Annotated in this window: 15 protein-coding genes; 8 read left to right on the top strand and 7 right to left on the bottom strand. The window is 39.1% G+C overall.

Features of this window, described 5'->3' with window-relative positions; genetic code table 11:
- The first annotated feature begins 391 nt into the window (after positions 1 to 391).
- On the top strand, positions 392 to 1426 hold the full coding sequence (egtD, locus tag RMZ42_RS20885) for an L-histidine N(alpha)-methyltransferase (protein ID WP_322673200.1): 1035 nt from the start codon (positions 392 to 394) through the stop codon (positions 1424 to 1426).
- A 1046-nt stretch (positions 1427 to 2472) separates the two neighbouring features.
- A complete protein-coding gene (locus RMZ42_RS20880) occupies positions 2473 to 2598 on the top strand; it encodes a DUF4351 domain-containing protein (RefSeq protein WP_322673229.1) in 126 nt (41 codons plus the stop codon).
- 107 nt (positions 2599 to 2705) lie between these two features.
- Here the strand turns inward: RMZ42_RS20880 and ilvB are convergent, their stop codons facing one another.
- The 3 genes from ilvB to RMZ42_RS20865 form a co-directional block, all read right to left on the bottom strand.
- Complete coding sequence (gene ilvB, locus RMZ42_RS20875; protein ID WP_322673199.1) at positions 2706 to 4601, bottom strand: biosynthetic-type acetolactate synthase large subunit; 1896 nt, start codon at positions 4599 to 4601, stop codon at positions 2706 to 2708.
- Positions 4602 to 4727: 126 nt separating this feature from the next.
- On the bottom strand, positions 4728 to 5990 hold the full coding sequence (locus RMZ42_RS20870) for an MFS transporter (protein ID WP_322673198.1): 1263 nt from the start codon (positions 5988 to 5990) through the stop codon (positions 4728 to 4730).
- Between the two features lie 219 nt (positions 5991 to 6209).
- Positions 6210 to 6803 carry a hypothetical protein gene (locus RMZ42_RS20865; protein WP_322673197.1) on the bottom strand — a complete coding sequence of 198 codons (594 nt, stop codon included), beginning with the start codon at positions 6801 to 6803 and terminating at the stop codon, positions 6210 to 6212.
- Positions 6804 to 6995: 192 nt separating this feature from the next.
- On the opposite strand from RMZ42_RS20865, the gene RMZ42_RS20860 reads away from it, so the two are divergent.
- The 4 genes from RMZ42_RS20860 (at position 6996) to RMZ42_RS20845 (ending at position 11006) form a co-directional block, all read left to right on the top strand.
- A complete protein-coding gene (locus RMZ42_RS20860; RefSeq protein ID WP_322673196.1) occupies positions 6996 to 7553 on the top strand; it encodes a LemA family protein in 558 nt (185 codons plus the stop codon).
- 11 nt (positions 7554 to 7564) lie between these two features.
- Positions 7565 to 8152: a hypothetical protein gene (locus RMZ42_RS20855; protein ID WP_322673195.1), complete on the top strand. Its 588-nt coding sequence runs from the start codon at positions 7565 to 7567 to the stop codon at positions 8150 to 8152.
- Positions 8118 to 9614: a DUF3137 domain-containing protein gene (locus tag RMZ42_RS20850; RefSeq protein ID WP_322673194.1), complete on the top strand. Its 1497-nt coding sequence runs from the start codon at positions 8118 to 8120 to the stop codon at positions 9612 to 9614. The genes RMZ42_RS20855 and RMZ42_RS20850 overlap by 35 nt, the downstream gene beginning before the upstream one ends.
- Before the next feature lie 273 nt (positions 9615 to 9887).
- A complete protein-coding gene (locus tag RMZ42_RS20845; protein ID WP_322673193.1) occupies positions 9888 to 11006 on the top strand; it encodes a ferrochelatase in 1119 nt (372 codons plus the stop codon).
- 48 nt (positions 11007 to 11054) lie between these two features.
- Here the strand turns inward: RMZ42_RS20845 and RMZ42_RS20840 are convergent, their stop codons facing one another.
- On the bottom strand, positions 11055 to 11600 hold the full coding sequence (locus RMZ42_RS20840; RefSeq protein WP_322673192.1) for an NADPH-dependent FMN reductase: 546 nt from the start codon (positions 11598 to 11600) through the stop codon (positions 11055 to 11057).
- 394 nt (positions 11601 to 11994) lie between these two features.
- On the opposite strand from RMZ42_RS20840, the gene ftsH reads away from it, so the two are divergent.
- Together ftsH and RMZ42_RS20830 are read left to right on the top strand one after the other, a co-directional pair.
- Complete coding sequence (gene ftsH / locus RMZ42_RS20835) at positions 11995 to 13884, top strand: ATP-dependent zinc metalloprotease FtsH (protein ID WP_322673191.1); 1890 nt, start codon at positions 11995 to 11997, stop codon at positions 13882 to 13884.
- Positions 13885 to 14313: 429 nt separating this feature from the next.
- Positions 14314 to 15231 (top strand): DUF928 domain-containing protein, encoded by a 918-nt coding sequence (locus RMZ42_RS20830; protein WP_322673190.1) that lies wholly within the window; start codon positions 14314 to 14316, stop codon positions 15229 to 15231.
- A 12-nt stretch (positions 15232 to 15243) separates the two neighbouring features.
- Here RMZ42_RS20830 and RMZ42_RS34770 read toward each other — a convergent pair whose 3' ends face one another.
- From RMZ42_RS34770 to RMZ42_RS20820, 3 genes are read right to left on the bottom strand one after another with little or no spacing between them, the layout of a single operon-like run.
- Positions 15244 to 15687, bottom strand: a complete 444-nt coding sequence (locus tag RMZ42_RS34770; protein ID WP_416211828.1) for a hypothetical protein — start codon at positions 15685 to 15687, stop codon at positions 15244 to 15246.
- Positions 15688 to 15708: 21 nt separating this feature from the next.
- Entirely contained in the window at positions 15709 to 16131 is a 423-nt protein-coding gene (locus RMZ42_RS34765; RefSeq protein ID WP_416211827.1) for a DUF4435 domain-containing protein, read from the bottom strand.
- Positions 16128 to 17492 carry an AAA family ATPase gene (locus tag RMZ42_RS20820; RefSeq protein ID WP_322673189.1) on the bottom strand — a complete coding sequence of 455 codons (1365 nt, stop codon included), beginning with the start codon at positions 17490 to 17492 and terminating at the stop codon, positions 16128 to 16130. Before RMZ42_RS20820 ends, RMZ42_RS34765 begins: the two co-directional genes overlap by 4 nt.
- Positions 17493 to 17868 lie beyond the last annotated feature (376 nt).

The raw sequence follows: 17868 nt of genomic DNA, 5'->3' as shown, positions 1-17868 counted from the left end.
AATGCGTAAGTCCTAGATATGACAAAGCCACATTATTTAGTCAACTTCATTCTGACCAAAACAGACTCATGGTACAAGCCCCTAAATTTATTTATGGGGATAATAATTTTGAATTTTGAATTTTGAATTTTGAATTCCCCGAAGGGGTTGACTCGATCTGCTATTTGCTGGTACTTGGGGTATATTGCCTATATCAAATCTTTATCGCTGCGAGAACATAGCACTTAGGCACTTACTTGCTACTATTTTAATGGAAAATGCTGAAAAATAGCTTGAAAGCTTGAGCTATATTGCTCAAGCATGATTTTATTAACTATGGCTATGTGTTTCACTGATTGGAGTAAAGGTCTGCTATCAAAGTAACCTATTACGCCAAGCAAACGGAGGTTTCATGTCGATATCTAAAGCTATTAACAGCAAGGTTACTTCTCAAAGCAGCGTTGAAAAACGCTTGGAGATAGAACGTTTGGTAGGAGCAACTCAAATAGTTGCACCTAGTGTTGGGAGTGATGTAGTGAAGGGATTAACTCAAACACCTAAATCTCTACCCCCTTGTTACTTTTATGATGACCGTGGTTCCGATCTGTTTGAGCAAATCTGCGATTTACCAGAATATTATCTTACACGCACAGAAACAACGATTTTACAACAGTATGCTGGTGAAATTGCCAAGATAACTGGCGTTTGTGAATTGGTAGAACTTGGCAGTGGTAGTTCTAGTAAAACCCGCATTTTACTAGATGCCTATCAGCAACTAGGCTATCCTCTGCATTACCTACCAATTGATGTGAGTGCAGGTATGTTGGAAAATAGTGCCAAGCAGTTATTAAAAGATTATCCCTTACTCCAAGTTTATGCACTAGCGGGAACCTATGAATTAGCCCTTGCAAAACTCCTACCAACGCAATTACCGAGTCGGATGATTTGTTTTATTGGTAGCAGCTTAGGTAATCTTACCCCTGATGAGTGTGATGTGTTCTTTTCTCAAATTACCAATGCTCTACAAGTAGGTGAGTATTTTTTATTGGGGATAGATTTACGAAAGCCAAAACAGATTTTGGAACCAGCTTATAACGACAGCCAGGGAGTAACAGCTGCATTTAACCTCAATATGCTGGAACATTTAAATCAGCGGTTTGAGGGTAACTTTGACACCACCCAGTTTGAACACCGAGCATTTTACAATGAAAGCGAGCATCAAATAGAAATGCATTTACGCAGCTTGCGATCGCAAATTGTAGAATTACGCGCTCTTAATCTTAAGGTTAATTTTGCACAAGGTGAGACTATCCTCACCGAAATTTCCCGCAAATTTGACCTTGATCTTATCAAACAGCAACTAACTGCACAAGGTTTATTACCTCTTCATGTATGGAGAGATCCAAATCAATGGTTTGGCTTAATACTCTGTCAGCTGCAAGCATAAAGCAAATCAGAGTATGCCTGATATATATAGTGGTTCTCAGTTGAGTCCAATATATAGCTAACAAAAACAACCCTTCCCTAAAAGCATTAGGGAGTAACGCTCAAAGCCTCTCTCCTTAAAGGAGAGAGGTCAAAATGTATGAATGCAAATTTTGATCGACCTAAGCAAGTAAACTAAATATTTAATCGCTAATTATTGCTGCATCGAAGGTGTAGGAAAAATTCTGCTGAATATAGGAACCCGTGGACGAGGTTTATTTGCTGTTATATTGGTATTAGTAGCAGAAGAGTTATTAGTTACCTCAGAAAGAAGAGATGGTTTGCTATTAGTAGAATTGGTAAAATCACTTAATTGGGTAGCCGAAGGTGAACTTGAAGATATGGAAGTAACATTCTTAAGATTTTGATTGTTGGTTTTTACCGGAGTTTGAGCTTGAGATGGAGTAACAAGGAAAGTTGAACTTGTTCCTAATACCAGTACGAGCAAATGAGAAATATATTGTTGCATAGGGATTGGAATTGATTATATGCGTTCAGAAGTATTCAGAGCTTAAAGAAGTTGTGTTTGTTCTCAGTTAGAAATAAAACTGCAATTTTTCCATATAGTCATAACGCTGTTGTCCAATAAACTTGAACACAGCGATTTCAAATGAACAGACTATTAATGCTTAGTACATTAATTCGCTAACAACAATCTACTTTTCTTAATCAATAGGAAGCTCAACTCTCTTTTATAAAAGAAAGAGAGCAGTTATTTTAAGACTACTGAATCTGTCTGAAAAAAGTTAGCAAATAGATACACCTGGAATAATTGACGTTTTTTAATCAACTAAGCCAGCACAACTTTTAATATTGTATTTATATTTAACTTTTTAATAAAAGAGGAATGTTACTGAAATTTAAAAAAAACTGATTTATCTAAAATCAACTCTTACTCGCATATTTAACTAACTAAAGCAAAAAGTATATGAATTTTTAATAAAACCTAAGTTTGATAAGTAGTTTTCAGAACGCTTTGCTGCAATTAAAACAGAAATATAACAGCAGATTTGCACATTATCGATTACTCAATTAGAAGAATTAGCTGAGGTGCTGTTAGATTCCAACAGTCAAAGCGATTTAGTGAATTATTTAGGAAATATCTTTTTACCTCAACCTCATCAGGAAGATTAAGGGATGCCTACGTAAGAGAAAAGGGGGCAGGAATTAGGGAAATTTCTGCATCCTGCTCCCCTTCATCCTTGCTCCCCTACCTCTCTAGTCGAAATTATCAAAAACCGTTACAGCTTTGTGCCACACTCAGCACAGAAGTTGTGCGTAGGAGCATTTTTGGCATTGCAATGGCTACAATACACTGGCTCGGCTGCGGCTTTGGGCAGTTGCTTCTGCAAGCCGACCATTTGAGCGTTGCTCTTACCAGGGGCTACCATTGGATAGCAGTTTTCGTCTCTGGTGACGTGGACATTTAAGATTACTGGCCCTTTGTGTGCCAGCATTTCGGCGATCGCATCTTTTAATTGACTGCGATCGCTGATTATCATGCCTTTAATGCCATAAGCTTTTCCCAATAACTCTACGTCTGGCATTCCTATTTCCATGTCGGAGCATGAGTAACGTTCACCATAGAAGGCTTGCTGCCACTGGCGCACCATCCCTTGCCAGCCGTTGTTGATAATTATTGTCTTGACATTTATTCCATACTGTGCTGCTGTTCCTAGTTCCTGCAAACACATTTGGAAACTAGCATCACCGCTAATACAGATGACTTCTTCATCAGGAAACGCCACTTTCGCGCCAATTGCCGCAGGTAAGCCAAAACCCATAGTTCCCAAACCAGCGCTAGAAATCCAGCGCCTTGGGCCATTCTTCAGGAATTGTGCTGCCCACATTTGATGCTGTCCGACATCTGTGGTGTAGAAAGCGTGGGGTGCTTGACTATTGACTTCTACAATTACTTCTTGGGGTGAAATGCTGTCGGGATGCTGCGGCACTATGAGAGGATACTCATCGCGCCAACGGTTAACTAGATTTAGCCACTCTTGGTTTTGATTTGGTGTAGCCTTAATCCCTGCTTCTTTGCAGCGACGCAACAAGTCTATCAACACGTTCCGTACATCGCCGACGATGGGCACTTCGGGAATGCGGTTTTTGCCGACTTCTGCTGGATCGATGTCGATGTGAATTACTTTGGCGCGGGAAGCGAATTCGTCTAACTTACCTGTAACGCGATCGTCAAATCTAGCGCCGACGCAAATCAGCAAGTCACAATCACTAACAGCGAAGTTAGCGTAAGCAGTGCCGTGCATCCCCAACATTCCCAAAGCGAGGGGATGATGTTCGTCAAAGGCACCGATCCCCATTAAAGTTGTGGTGACAGGGATATCGAATAATTCAGCTAGTTGTTTGATTTCTTCATGAGCGCCAGCTGCGATCGCACCACCACCCACATACAATAGCGGACGGCGACTTTCAGTAATCAACTGAATTGCGGCATGAATTTGTCGGGGATTTCCCTTCACCGTGGGACGATAACCGCGTAACTTGACTGAACCTGGTTTTACAGGTACATAGTCAAATTCTTCTAGAGCTACATCTTTGGGGACATCAATCAAAACTGGCCCCGGACGCCCAGTGCTAGCGATGTGGAATGCTTCGGCGACAATTCGCGCCATATCTTTGGGATCGCGCACCACATACGAGTGCTTGACGATTGGGAGGGTAATTCCGTAAATATCAGTTTCTTGAAACGCATCTGTACCAATCGACGGACGTGCTACCTGTCCCGTGACTACAATCATCGGGATTGAATCCATGTAGGCGGTGGCGATGCCTGTCACCAAGTTAGTTGCTCCTGGGCCAGAAGTACCAAAGCATACTCCTACTTTGCCTGTAGCACGGGCATAACCATCAGCAGCGTGGGCTGCGCCTTGCTCGTGTCTCACGAGAATGTGCTTCATAGCACCAGTTGCTTCCACCTTATATAGGTCATCGTAAATTGGGAGAATTGCCCCACCAGGATAACCAAAAATATAATCAACGCCGTGGCGATGAAGGCTGTCAAGCAGAGCAAAACCGCCAGATGCACGTTTGGGCACGACTGGCGGACTAGAAGCACGAGACTGTTTGTGATTCTCGATTTGTGGGAGACTAATTGGGGAAAGCGATCGCACGGTCAAACCTCAGACTATAGCTAAAGTTAATGCTGAATTCTGTAGTTAAGATTTCATTTTAATGGAAAAGTCCAATTAAATTCTGAGAATTTTATATATTAGATATAAAGCTAGATTATTAGCCTACATTAATTAAATTACGTCTTGCAAGACATTGCGGGTATTTTTCCAAGCCCAAACACCGACAACCACGACAACAATACTCATTCCTACTAGTATAAATCGCAAGCCCAGAGCATCAGTTAATGGGCCAGTAATCGCCAGAGGTAATGCCAGAGCGATGTTGACGGCATGATTTTGAAAGCCAAATACTTTACCGTGCATGGTCGGTGGTGTTTGCTGTTGAATTAAAGTTTGCATGGGGACACCAATTAAAGCAGCACCTATACCCAAAAATGCACAGAGTCCTAGCGCCAGCAACAAGTTGTGCGTAAAAGTGAACACTCCTAAAACTAGTGCGATCATCAAAAATCCAATTAAAGGTAGAGGCTTGCGATGCAATTTATCACCCCAGTGACCTAAAATTGCCGCACCAAAGACCATACCCACGCCTGCTGCTGCCAAGAAAAAGCCAAACTGTTTTTCTTTTAGACCAAACTCCTCAGCTAATCGAATCGTCAGCACTGTTAAGGCTGCAAACACACAATATAAGGTTGTCAGTTGCAGCATAGCGTTCAAGATCAAAGGGTTTTTCCTGAGATAGCGCAGGCTCTCAGTGAATTCAGCCCAAGGGTGATTTGATGCCCGATGTTCCCGGTGAGGTTTGTCTTCTTTAAACTTAATTGGCTGCATAATTGCAGCCGATAATATATATAATCCACCAACCACAAGCTCTTGACCGTATTCTTCTCCCATCCAGCTTTTCGACAAACTCAAAATCGGCTCTCCAATGGCAAAACCAACAATTAAAGCTCCCATCATCGTGCTGCTAAACAGCGCATTAGCTGCCAACAAATTTTCTCGCTTCACTAACAAGGGAATTGCTGCTTGCTCGGCTGGTGCAAAAAACTGCGTCACCGTGGAAATAGCAAAAGTCAGGATTAACAAAATCAGGAATTGTCGTGGTAACAAGGGAAGACACAGCGTTAATATTCCCCGCACGACATCTGAGCCGACCATTATCAGCTTTTTTGGCAATCGGTCAACAAAGATACCACCAGCAGAGCCGAACAAAATTGCTGGGATTGTAAAGGACAGCATCAAGGTTGAGTACATTGAGTTTTGTGCCAACCCAGGAAGCGGTGGGTAGTTCTCCAGCAGAGCAATCAGCAAAACGAAGAAGACCTTATCTGCTAATTGGGACAGAAGTTGCCCAATCCACAGGAGCATAAAACCACGGTTTTTTAGCAGTGCGCTAAACCCGTTATTAACAGCAGCTGGTTCAGTTGGAAACATTAGATACTTTGGGTAGATGGGGCATGGGGCATGGGGTATGAGGCATGGGGCATGGGGCATGGGGCATGGGGTATGGGGCATTGGGCATTAGACAGAGGGGAGAATAAATGTTGATTCCAAACTCCAAACTCCAAACTCTTAACTCCTAACTTCAAACTCCAAACTCCTAACTCCAAACTCCTAACTCCTAACTCCTAACTCCTAATTCTGTTGTCCGGATTAATTTGCTTCATAGTGCTTTAACAGCATAAGCAAAAATTCAGCTGCTGTCAGACGACCTTTGGGTGGAATAATCTCGATGGATGAATCTACCCAGCAGCCTTGTACAGTTTGGGGAGATTTCCAGATGGACAAATGATCGACTCCTGGTTCTGCATAAAAGTTATTTTGCCCACTACCAAGTAAACATGAACTCCAATGAGTGAAATAATCATGACTTATCCGATGAATCGGGAAATTTCCCTGTAGTGGTACTCCCCATCCATCTATAGCAATAAACGCTTTCACACGACCACCCAAGAGTTGCCACAAATGTGCTGCCCCTATTGCCCCAACTACCCCAGCACTAAAGCTAATAAATATAATTGGTGATTTTATAGAGTCGGTCAAGCCATACCTGCGGTGAGCTAGGCTAACGCGCAAAAACTGCAAAATATGAAATGCTGATAAAACTAAAAAATCTTTACCCGGATAAACCAGGATATTTGGGGGATTAGGTGCGATCGCGCTATTACCAACTACATCTAACAATTCTACTCTAAAGCTTTCAGTTAACTCTGGCTCATGAATTCCAGGGCAAATAATTATACTCATCTATAACACTATTTTTGATTTTTTGAGTCTTACGATGTACAGAGTTTTTTTCAAAAATCAAGGAGTTTATATATATTACCTTGCTTTTACTGAGGAAATTATAGCCTCTTTACATATTTTTCCGAAAGAATACTATTCTAAAAAACTATTAATTTGAATTATAAATAATGTTAGATTAATCTAATCAGTCAAATGTTTATTTTTATAATTAGCTTTTTAATTTTAGTTTTAAGTATTTTTATTATTCTATATAATAGTTTAATTAAGAAAAAGAATCAAGTTCATAATGCATTTTCTACTATTGATGTAATTCTGCAAAAAAGAAGCGACTTGATACCTAGACTTGTTACCTTAGCTCAAATATATATGCAATTTGAGCAAAAAACATTGATAGAAATTAGTAGGCTCAGAAGTAGAGCAACTTCAAAAAACTTAAGCGACAATAGCCGAGTTGCTGTAGAAGACCAAATTTCGATAATGTTAAGTAAAATTATAGTAATAGTTGAAGCATATCCCGAATTAAAAACAAACGACCATTTTATCCAATTACAATATTCCTTAAGTGAAGTAGAAGAACAACTTTCCGCCGCCAGAAGATTCTATAACTCTGCCGTAACTGAATATAATAACGCCGTAGAAATGTTTCCAACAAATATTATAGCTTCGTGGATGAAGTATAAACTAAAATTGCAGTTTCAAGCTAATCTACAAGCAAAAAACAATGTAAATATTGAAATAAACCATAAGTAATTTAAAAAAAAATGCCAAAATTTAATTCTGCACAAAATCAGGAATTATTAAATGGAATAGCTAAACTATTACAATATAAAAAATACAATTTAGCGCTTCAGGGATTGGAATTTTTTTTCCAAGATAATACAGAAACCAATACAAAAGAATATTTATATGCACGAGTATTGCTTTTAGACGCATACCTCTATAATAGTCACTTTGATCAAGCAATTAAATTATGCCAAGAATTGAGCAACAGTAAACATAAAACAACTCAGATATTAGCACAATACTATCTTGCCGAAGTATTTTCAGAAGCTAAACCTACAAAACAAAAATCATCACTAAATTCACCTAAAAGTTCACTCACCCCTGCACAAGCGACTGAACTTATAAACACTGGGTATGAAGCTCTTACTAAAAAACGCTATAAAGAAGCAATTAGAGCATTTAAAATTTTCTGGCAAGCCGCTTCTCCGACCACGAAAGAATATTTAAAAGCACACAAATTACTGATAAAAGCATATCAGGAAAATGGGCAAATTAATCAGGCGATCGCTCTTTGTCAGCAACTCCTGATTAATGAACACGAACCAACACGAAAATGGGCAAATTAATCAGGCGATCGCTCTTTGTCAGCAACTCCTGATTAATGAACACGAACCAACACGAAAATGGGCAAGGCGACTTTTATTTACAGATAATATTATTGATGTGTCTGCGACTTCACAAAACCCTACCGAATCAGAACTTAAGCTACAAACACCAAGCGAAACCTTGCCAGAAGAACCCGAACCAGCTCTTGAAAAGTTTACGCCAAAAACATTAAAAGAATTCAAAGTATTTTGTCAGAAAAATCTATTGAGTGAATTAAAAACACTTGAAACTTATAGAAAACAAGTTTTATTATCTATTGTTACTGCTCATCTAGTTTTTTTATCTCTTGCAATTATACTAATTAGGTTTTTTACATTTATATCTCCTTTTATTAAAGTTTCTAGCGAAACTAGTTTGTCTTTTAAGGTTGGATCTGAATTAATAATATTAATACCATTTGGATTTATCATTTTCTTTTTCTGTTATTTATTAGTCTTTTTGTTACTTTTTTGGGCTTGGATAATTTTTTATGGTGCAGCATTTGAAACATTTTTTAGCCCCTATAAATCAAAAATGCCTGAAAAATTATTCACTTTTATTCATGAAAAAGAAACATTAAGGTATATAAATCATTCTTCACCTATAGATATCAAAAATATTACAGATAGCTTCAACCACAGCCAATTGTTTCAAGGAATTGTAAAATCAAACAATATTATACAAGATGATTATATTTATGGCAAAATCAATGGTGTTGATATCCACTTTTCTAATATTCGCGCAGAATCAGAGTTGAAGCACTCTCGGACAAATCCTCTAGATATTCCATCAATTACAATTTTGCAAGAAGACACAACTTACTCAACTTGGTATGCCTTGTATCATCTTACTATTATTCCACCATTTATATCTTATACATTTTTCTTACTTGTAAGGTTATTAAAAATAATTCCATATATACTTGGCAGTATTTTGCAAGGTAAAAACATTGAATATAAAAAATTTGAAGCTGAGGTTTTTAGAAATAACTTCACTCGTGCAAGTGTAGTTTTTAAAGGATTATTTTTTCAAGCTAAATTTCAAACAAATCTGCGGACTGTTACAATCGTTCAGCCAAAATTCATTAAGGCTAATATTAATACTATTAATATTGCTAACAAAGATGAAATTAAATTAGAAGATCCAGAATTTGCTAAATTCTTTATTGTTTATGGGGACGATCAAATAGAAGCCCGTTATATTTTATCTACTAGTTTAATGGATAAAATAGTTAATTTTCGCAAGAAAACCAATAGAAATATTTATATTTCTTTTGTTGATGACATGATATACGTAGCCATTGAAGAAGCAGTAGAAAATAATATATTTGAACCTAATCTATATAAAAGTGTGTTAAGCTTTGCGTCTTTAAGGGAATATTTTGAAACTCTTAACTTGATGCTGGGCATTGTTGAAGATTTAAATCTTGATAGACGTATTTAGCAAAAAGCTACACCAAATTAATTTCACTGAAAACGCGGCTTTTTGGCATCTTAAGCACTTTCGCTATTCCAGCACGATAGCAGATACCGCATTGGTTCAATGCCCAATGCCCAATGCCCTACATAAGTTTTATATGTCTTTTGATGTATTATTTTGATTTTCCCACCTATCCTATCCCCCTGGATGGGATAATAAGTTATAAGTAGGGAAAATGTGCAAACTGTTCTCTAACTTTATATTTCTCTGCACTCTGGTTATATTGAGGAATTAATTGTGGTTGCCACGCCGGAAAAAGTACAACACACCCACGAGCATCTATCAGGTAAAGACCGTGTAGCCGTATTGCTTATGGGCTACGGCGAAGTCGAAAGCTACGAAGATTTCGCCAACTATAACGAACAGGCTTTAAATCTACTTACAGCAAAATTTGCACCAGTGCCAACCTGGATTTATCCGCCTCTGGCAAAGCTTTTGGCGCTATTTGACCGCCATGAGTGGGGACACACACATCACGATTTTATCTCCCCACACAATGCCATCTTTGAACAGCAGCGTGCTGGGATTGAGAAGAATTTACAAGAAAAATGGGGCGAGAAGGTTCAAGTTTTCAAGGCTTTCAACTTTTGCGCTCCTTTTCTACCCAATCAAGTTTTGGCAGAAATCAAAAACCAAGGTTTCGAGAAGCTGCTGATTTACCCACTGCTGGTTGTTGATTCTATTTTTACTAGTGGGATTGCGATCGAGCAAGTTAACAACGCTCTGGTTGAGTTGGCTGATGGTGAAGAACATTGGGTTAAAGCACAGCGCTACATTCCTTCTTTCTTCAACGAACCAGCTTATATCGATTTGATGGCTCATCTGGTTGAGGAGAAAATTGCTGAGTTAGCCGGAGCTTATCTACCTTCTCAAATCGGTATTGTCTTAATGAATCACGGCTGTCCCCACAAAGCTAAAGGCTTTACTTCTGGGATTGCCGAAAGTGAAGCAATGTACGACTTGGTTCGGGAAAAGTTGATTAACCGCTATCCCTTAATCTCCGTGGGTTGGCTCAATCATGACACACCCTTAATTGATTGGACACAGCCAAATGCAGAGCAAGCTGCAAATAACCTGATCCAATTGGGTGCGAAAGTGGTAATTTTTATGCCAATTGGCTTTGCCACAGAAAACCACGAAACTCTATTGGATGTACACCATATCATCCATGCTTTAGAGAAACAGCATCCTGGCACGAACTACGTGCAAATGGCTTGCGTCAACGACCATCCAGAATTTTTGGCAATGGCGGCGCAATGGGCTGATACTCATATAGCAGAGTTGTTGTCAGAGCAACCTTTAGCAGTTAATCCCCAACTAGCTGGGGATCACCATCATCACCACCACCATCATTAAGTAAAGTTTGAGTTTAATAGGGTGGGCAAAGCTTTGCCCATCCTACAACTAATTTACGCCCTGTAATTTGCGAGTGTTATCAACTAAACTCTGAGCAAATTGATCGAATCTTTGAGAGAGCTTTTCATCTACTAATTTTCCTTCGGGACTAAAAGCACCCCAAGCTTGTCCGATCGCAATTTGTTCGGGAATCACCCAACCATGTACCCATCGTACAATTAACCGTAAGTCATTTAGGGCATTGCTATTAGACTGACCACCCAAAACACTAATCAATCCTGTGACTTTATCAGACAGTTGGTCAAAACTCATCAAATCTAAGGCATTTTTCAGGACACCACTAACGCCACCATGATACTCAGGTGTCGCTAAAATTAATCCATCAGCCTGACTAACTGTATTTTGCAAGCGCTGAACATCTGGATACTCTGGATACTCCTTTGCGCCAGTGCAAAATGGTAGCTGCAACTGCCGTAAATCGAGAATTTCTACCTCTGCGCCTACAGCTTCAACCCTTTGCGCTGCAACTTCTAAAGCAAGCTGGGTATAAGAGTTGGGTCTTAAACTACCACCAATGCCAATAATTTTCACCATAATTAACCCACAAACTATTAACTAGCTACTATCACCAGATTTCTTAAAAGCGGAATCGTTATGACTATGTTTATCTTAGCGATTTGTGCCGAAATGTGTCAAATTAATATCTACTGGAGATTGAGGAAGTAGGGGAGCAGGGGAAAAGTAGGAGGAAGTTTTCCCCTATCTGCGCACCTTTGCCTCTTGTACCCAATGTCTAGTCTTAACAACTGCATAAATCTAGATAGCGATCGCTCAACTTTATGTAATAGCCTGAAGAAACTTGGGAATGCTTTTGTGTGGAAGTTAGACTAGATAAGAAAAGTGTAATTTCCAGTTATTACAATTTTTGATAGAAGAATAGGCATAAAACCAGCGCTTAACTTGTGCCAGCAGACAAAGGGTAATTATTATGACAAATTCGGGAAAAAAAGCATTGATAAAAAGGCAGTCCTCAAAGCGCGTTGCTTGGGTTGGTGCAATTGCTGCTAGTTTGATTATGTTGCCAGGAATTTTCGGAAGTACTCCTGTCATGGCACAAAAGGCAGAAACCGCTTCTCTAAATTATGGTGACTTGATCAAGAAAGTGAAGGCGGGAGAAGTCGAGAAAGTAGAGCTTGACGAAACCGAACAGCTAGCAAAGGTTTATCTCAAGGGACAAAAAGATAATACACCACCGCAACAGGTGAGACTTTTGGCACAAAACACAGAGTTAGTCAACATTCTCAAAGACAAGAATGTTGATTTTGGCGAAGTTTCCTCTGCTAACAGTCGAGCTGCTGTTGGACTGTTGATTAATTTGATGTGGATTTTGCCACTGGTGGCTTTAATGCTATTGTTCCTCCGGCGCTCTACTAATGCTTCTAGCCAAGCAATGAATTTCGGTAAATCCAAAGCTCGCTTCCAAATGGAGGCAAAAACTGGAGTGAAATTTGAAGATGTCGCCGGGGTTGAAGAAGCGAAAGAAGAACTCGAAGAAGTGGTGACTTTCCTGAAACAGCCAGAAAGATTTACTGCTGTAGGCGCACGGATTCCCAAAGGAGTGCTGTTAATTGGCCCTCCTGGTACTGGTAAAACTTTACTAGCAAAAGCGATCGCAGGTGAAGCCGGTGTACCATTCTTCAGTATTTCCGGTTCAGAATTTGTAGAAATGTTCGTAGGTGTGGGTGCATCTCGCGTGCGCGACCTTTTCAAGAAAGCCAAAGATAATGCCCCTTGTCTAATATTTATCGATGAAATTGACGCAGTAGGTAGACAACGGGGTGCTGGGATCGGTGGCGGTAACGACGAGCGCGAACAAACCTTGAACCAACTGCTCACCGAAATGGATGGTTTTGAAGGTAACACAGGTATCATTATTATTGCTGCCACAAACCGCCCAGATGTTTTAGATACAGCCTTACTCAGACCGGGACGCTTTGACAGACAAGTGATGGTCGATCCACCCGATCTCAAAGGGCGACTAGAAATTTTGCAAGTCCACGCGCGGAATAAGAAAATCGATCCTAGCGTATCATTAGAAGCGATCGCTCGCCGCACTCCTGGTTTTACTGGCGCAGATTTAGCTAACTTACTCAACGAAGCCGCTATTCTCACCGCTAGAAGACGTAAAGAAGCTGTCACTCTTTTAGAAATTGATGCTGCTGTAGACCGAGTTGTTGCAGGTATGGAAGGTACCGCCTTAGTAGACAGCAAGAGCAAGCGCTTGATTGCCTATCATGAAGTTGGACACGCTTTAGTAGGCACATTGCTCAAAGACCACGATCCTGTGCAGAAAGTTACATTGATTCCACGGGGACAAGCACTGGGATTAACTTGGTTTACTCCCAACGAAGAACAGGGGTTAATTTCGCGTTCTCAACTCAAATCCCGGATTACTGCTACTTTGGGTGGTCGCGCTGCCGAGGAAATTGTTTTTGGGAAGCCAGAAGTGACCACAGGTGCAAGCAATGACTTGCAACACGTCACAGGGATGGCGCGGCAGATGGTGACACGCTTCGGAATGTCAGAATTAGGCCCGTTGTCCTTGGAAAATCAGAGTGGAGAGGTATTTTTAGGACGCGACTGGATGAATAAATCAGACTATTCTGAAGAAATTGCTGCCAAAATTGATTCACAAGTGCGCGAAATTGTTAGCAATTCCTACATTAAGGCCAAAGAACTGTTGGAAGAAAACCGTGTAGTTTTGGAGCGTTTAGTAGATTTGCTAGCAGAACAAGAAACAATTGAAGGTGATGTATTCCGCAAAATTGTTACCGATCATGTTCAGGTAGGCGATGAACAATTGGCTGTACCTCATTAAAAATATGAGTGAGAAATAATGTAGAGAAGTAGCAGTGCTACGTCTCTACAAGGGTTCTGGATAGCGCATCTTTAATTTCACCAGATGTCTATTAAGGAATAGGCAAAAGCTAATAGTCTATTAACTTTAGACTACTGAAAATCCAAAGGTTAAGATTCCCGACTTCTGAAAAAAGTTGGGAATTTTGTTGTAAAAAAATTACAATACTACCTCAGCTTTTCCTGAAAGTAGCACATTTAACAATTCAAAATTCAAAATTCACGCATTCAAGACATTTTGAGTTAGGGATTTAAACCCAGACTCAAAATATGCTACGTGTATGGTTGGGGTCTTAAACCCTTGAATGTACAATAAAGTCTTGTCACTGTAAAGCTTAGGCTATTGTATTATATATACATAAATAATGTACTACAAGTTAACATAAATATTATGAAATATAGATTTTGGGCAAGTTATCTGCTTGCTGCTTTAGCATTTCTCCCCTTCGAGTCTGTAAGGACTACTCAAGTTTTGGCAACATCAGTTTATCAACTGGTACAAGCAAAATCTGCTTACACTCAATATATGCTGAATGGCTACAATGAAACCAAACGAAGAAATTATAGAAAAGCTTTATTGAATTTTCAGCAAGCAGAGCGGCTACGTCCTGGAGATAGGTATGCTACTGCTGCAATTAGAAATGTTACAGGTTATATTCAACGCGGTAGCAGTAGAAATCGGATCGCCTTTGTTCCAGGTAGACCTGGTAGAGTAAGGTCAGCAGGAACACGGGGAAGTTGCTTTCAAACTGGACAATATCTTATTCCCTTGACACCAACAGATAAGGAAGCTCAACGAACCACAGCAGAACGTCCGACATTCTTTTTCTACCTTCCTCAAACCTCGACAACAGTGCAAGCACTAGAATTTGTTTTGCGGGATGGTGATAGTATTGACCCGTTATATAAAGGAACTTTCAAACCTGTTGGGCAGAATGGTATTGTTAGTGTAAACGTACCTGTCAATCAACCATCTCTACAAATAGGCAAAGAATATAATTGGACTTTTTCGATGATTTGCGATCCTAATAACCGCGATAAAGACTCTTATGTAGAAGGTACAATTGTGCGATCGCAAGATGAAAACCTATTTCTTCAGCTAAACCAACCAAACACAGACTTGGATCGAGCAGTTTTATTTGCAACGGCTGGATTTTGGGAAGATTCTCTAAGAACTTTAGCTAATTTACGCCGCCAGCGTCCTAACGATCCTGAAGTTCAGAAATATTGGGAAGATTTGTTGAATTCAGTAGAGATTAAAGAAGTTGTAAACAAGCCTTTATTGCCCTGTTGTACTGCTCAGAAATAAATTAACAATTACTTATTTATCTCGGAAAATCTTGGTTGTGTCATTCCGCAAAACTCTAAATGGCTGATTCCTACTTTCCCATATACGAATGTCCAAGTAGAGTTGTGTCTGGTGAAAGTAGATTTCTTCATAAGCAAGCCGCAAACTACGCTCAAGACTGTTCGGTTCAACATCAGCAGCTTTGTTAGAGCCAAGTGCTTTGCGTAAGCCAAAGGATAGAATTTCTACCAAATGATGACCACAGCAGATTTGCCAAGGATCGTGATTCTTGCTTTTCAGACTTTTTAGCCGTTTTTGCAAATTTTTTTCGTCCAAAGAGAAAGCTTGGGATTTATTCTTAATCTCCTGAATCAGCTTGAGTTCATCAATTTGCAGAGTTTGCTCATCAATGAACTTGCTAAATGTAATACCCTCAAAGGTTAGATTTAATTCATCATATTTAGAGATCCAAAGCAAATAACCTACCGACATCCCATTTTAAACTAATACTAATTTTACGTCTCGATTAAACTGAGCAATTTTCTCTTCAGAACCAAATTCAGCAAGTACTTTGTTAAATGCTGGTGAGTTAATCAGCATTGTTTCAAGGTCATGGCTATCAGTGCAAAGCAGATTATGACTGGTGTTTAATAAAGTTTCAAGGCGGTCAAAATCTGCATCAACAATCGCTAAAACTCCCTGAAAATTTGATTGCTCCAAAATTTTTAAAATTTCAATAGCACGCTGCTTACTAGAGGGTTTTCCCGATGTTTCGACTAACTCACAAACTAATTGGTCAACAAATCGCTTATAGAAAGTTTTATCAGAACTTCCTTCCACTAATAAAAAAGTTCCAGTATATGTGCTTCTTCGTAATCGTATTTGGTTAGCAACACGGTCAACTGTTAGAAAATCTCTCACTTTTGTGGCCCTTTCAATTCAACCGTCAAATCCCAGCGATCTTGAATGATATCTGGTGAATGAGTAGCCATTAGTATATTTAAATCTGCAAGCTGTGTAATGTCTTGCAAGTCCTTTAAAAACTGAACTTGCCAACCTACATGAAGAGATAATTCAGGCTCATCAATTAAAACTAGAGAGTTAGGTTGGACTTTAAATAGTAGTTCATAGAGAAGAACTAACTCATGTTGTTCGCCAGATGATAAATCTGTTGGTAAAAGAGTATTTGAATTAGATAATGGTGAGTCATAACTTGTTGTGACAACGAATCCCTTTTCTTTACTAAAGTTTATCTCTTTGTATGAATATGCAAACTTATTATTAATAACTTTCCTTAGTAAATCAATTTTACTTGCAATTTCAGCAAAAACATTTAGCTTATTTTCCACATCTTGAACATATACTGACAAAGCATTTTTGGTACTTTCATCTATATCTTGAGGCTGGATTTGAAATTCAGTATCTTCATCTTTATCCAAAAGCCCTACTTCTATGAGACGAGAGCGAGTCGCTTCAAGTTCGTTTAGTTGATGACGAAGTTGTTCATCTGTTAAATCTGTGGATGGCTGTTGCTTAACTACCCTAACTGGAAAAGTCCTGTCAAGAGATTGAGATGTTGTACCGTATTCCTTAAATTTATCTTGCATCAGTTTAGCAAGTTCATCAGAATAGGCAGACACAGTTGACAACATTGAAGGTGTTTCAGTAGACTGTCTAGAACGGTTAGGAACAAAATTAAGTAACCGTTGTGATTCAATGAGCCGAATATGAATATTGCTTTTTAATTGTTTTAGCCAATCAGGCTCTTCTTGTAACTTCAAATTTGAGGACGATAAACTATCTAACTCCTCTAGATATTCTTCATATTTTTCTAAAGAAAAAGTTCTTCCATAGGAAAGATTCATTAATCTTAGAGGATATATATATTCTCTGTCTGGTATTACATCCTCGGAAGCAGGACTAATGAAAATGTTTCTATCAGAACGAATATTTACTCGCTTTAAAGAAAAAGAAGCTGGTGTTGAATCAGGTTTATAAAAGTTGAAAACAATATTTTTAGTTTTTGAGTCTCTTACATTCTCGTAATCTTTGATTATTTCAACACTAGTACGATCATCAAATTGAACTCTAAATTTTCTAAACGGGATAGTTCTCAATTCTGCGTATCGAGAGTTAAACAAATTATTCAAAATTCTTAACATTGCTGTTTTTCCAAAACCATTTGGTCCATGAATGATGGTGATTCGTTCATCTATATTCAATGGAATCACATGGTCAAAAATTCCAAATAAGCCACTGACAGAAATTTCCTTAATTCGCATGGTCATTTAGTCCTATAGGCATTGGCTTCATGACTTTGATTGTAACTTCTATCTTTCTCTGGAAAGTACAAGAAACACAGAGTAGCATTTTTTTGTGTCCTCTTTATTAGAAAGTTTTGGTCGTCGATTCGCTTTTAGGCGTTACCGAAGAGTAGCCGGCACACCTTGCGGGATATACAGATTTTCTGCTGTTTAACTAGTTTATTGAGGCTAACATCATAGTATTTGAGCCAATTCCAGGAGCGATCGCACAATACAGGTATCGTGTTAAGATAATTACCTCTAAACTGAGTTGAGCAATTTTCCAAGCTTTTTGGTACAGTATTTTAGAAAATCCATATCACGAGAATAGGCGATCGCCTTTGGCGTTGGTGCA

Origin of the sequence: Nostoc sp. DedQUE05, assembly GCF_034530955.1 — a bacterium.
Lineage (GTDB): Bacteria > Cyanobacteriota > Cyanobacteriia > Cyanobacteriales > Nostocaceae > Nostoc.
Note: the sequence above shows the minus strand (reverse complement) of the source record. Positions and strands in the feature narration are given on the sequence as shown.

Coding starts and splice junctions, on each gene's coding strand:
- egtD (WP_322673200.1), top strand. CDS start 392: ATGTCGATATCTAAAGCTATTAACAGCAAGGTTACTTCTCAAAGCAGC.
- RMZ42_RS20870 (WP_322673198.1), bottom strand. CDS start 5,990: ATGTTTCCAACTGAACCAGCTGCTGTTAATAACGGGTTTAGCGCACTG.
- RMZ42_RS20865 (WP_322673197.1), bottom strand. CDS start 6,803: ATGAGTATAATTATTTGCCCTGGAATTCATGAGCCAGAGTTAACTGAA.
- RMZ42_RS20860 (WP_322673196.1), top strand. CDS start 6,996: ATGTTTATTTTTATAATTAGCTTTTTAATTTTAGTTTTAAGTATTTTT.
- RMZ42_RS20855 (WP_322673195.1), top strand. CDS start 7,565: ATGCCAAAATTTAATTCTGCACAAAATCAGGAATTATTAAATGGAATA.
- RMZ42_RS20850 (WP_322673194.1), top strand. CDS start 8,118: ATGAACACGAACCAACACGAAAATGGGCAAATTAATCAGGCGATCGCT.
- RMZ42_RS20840 (WP_322673192.1), bottom strand. CDS start 11,600: ATGGTGAAAATTATTGGCATTGGTGGTAGTTTAAGACCCAACTCTTAT.
- ftsH (WP_322673191.1), top strand. CDS start 11,995: ATGACAAATTCGGGAAAAAAAGCATTGATAAAAAGGCAGTCCTCAAAG.
- RMZ42_RS20830 (WP_322673190.1), top strand. CDS start 14,314: ATGAAATATAGATTTTGGGCAAGTTATCTGCTTGCTGCTTTAGCATTT.
- RMZ42_RS20820 (WP_322673189.1), bottom strand. CDS start 17,492: ATGCGAATTAAGGAAATTTCTGTCAGTGGCTTATTTGGAATTTTTGAC.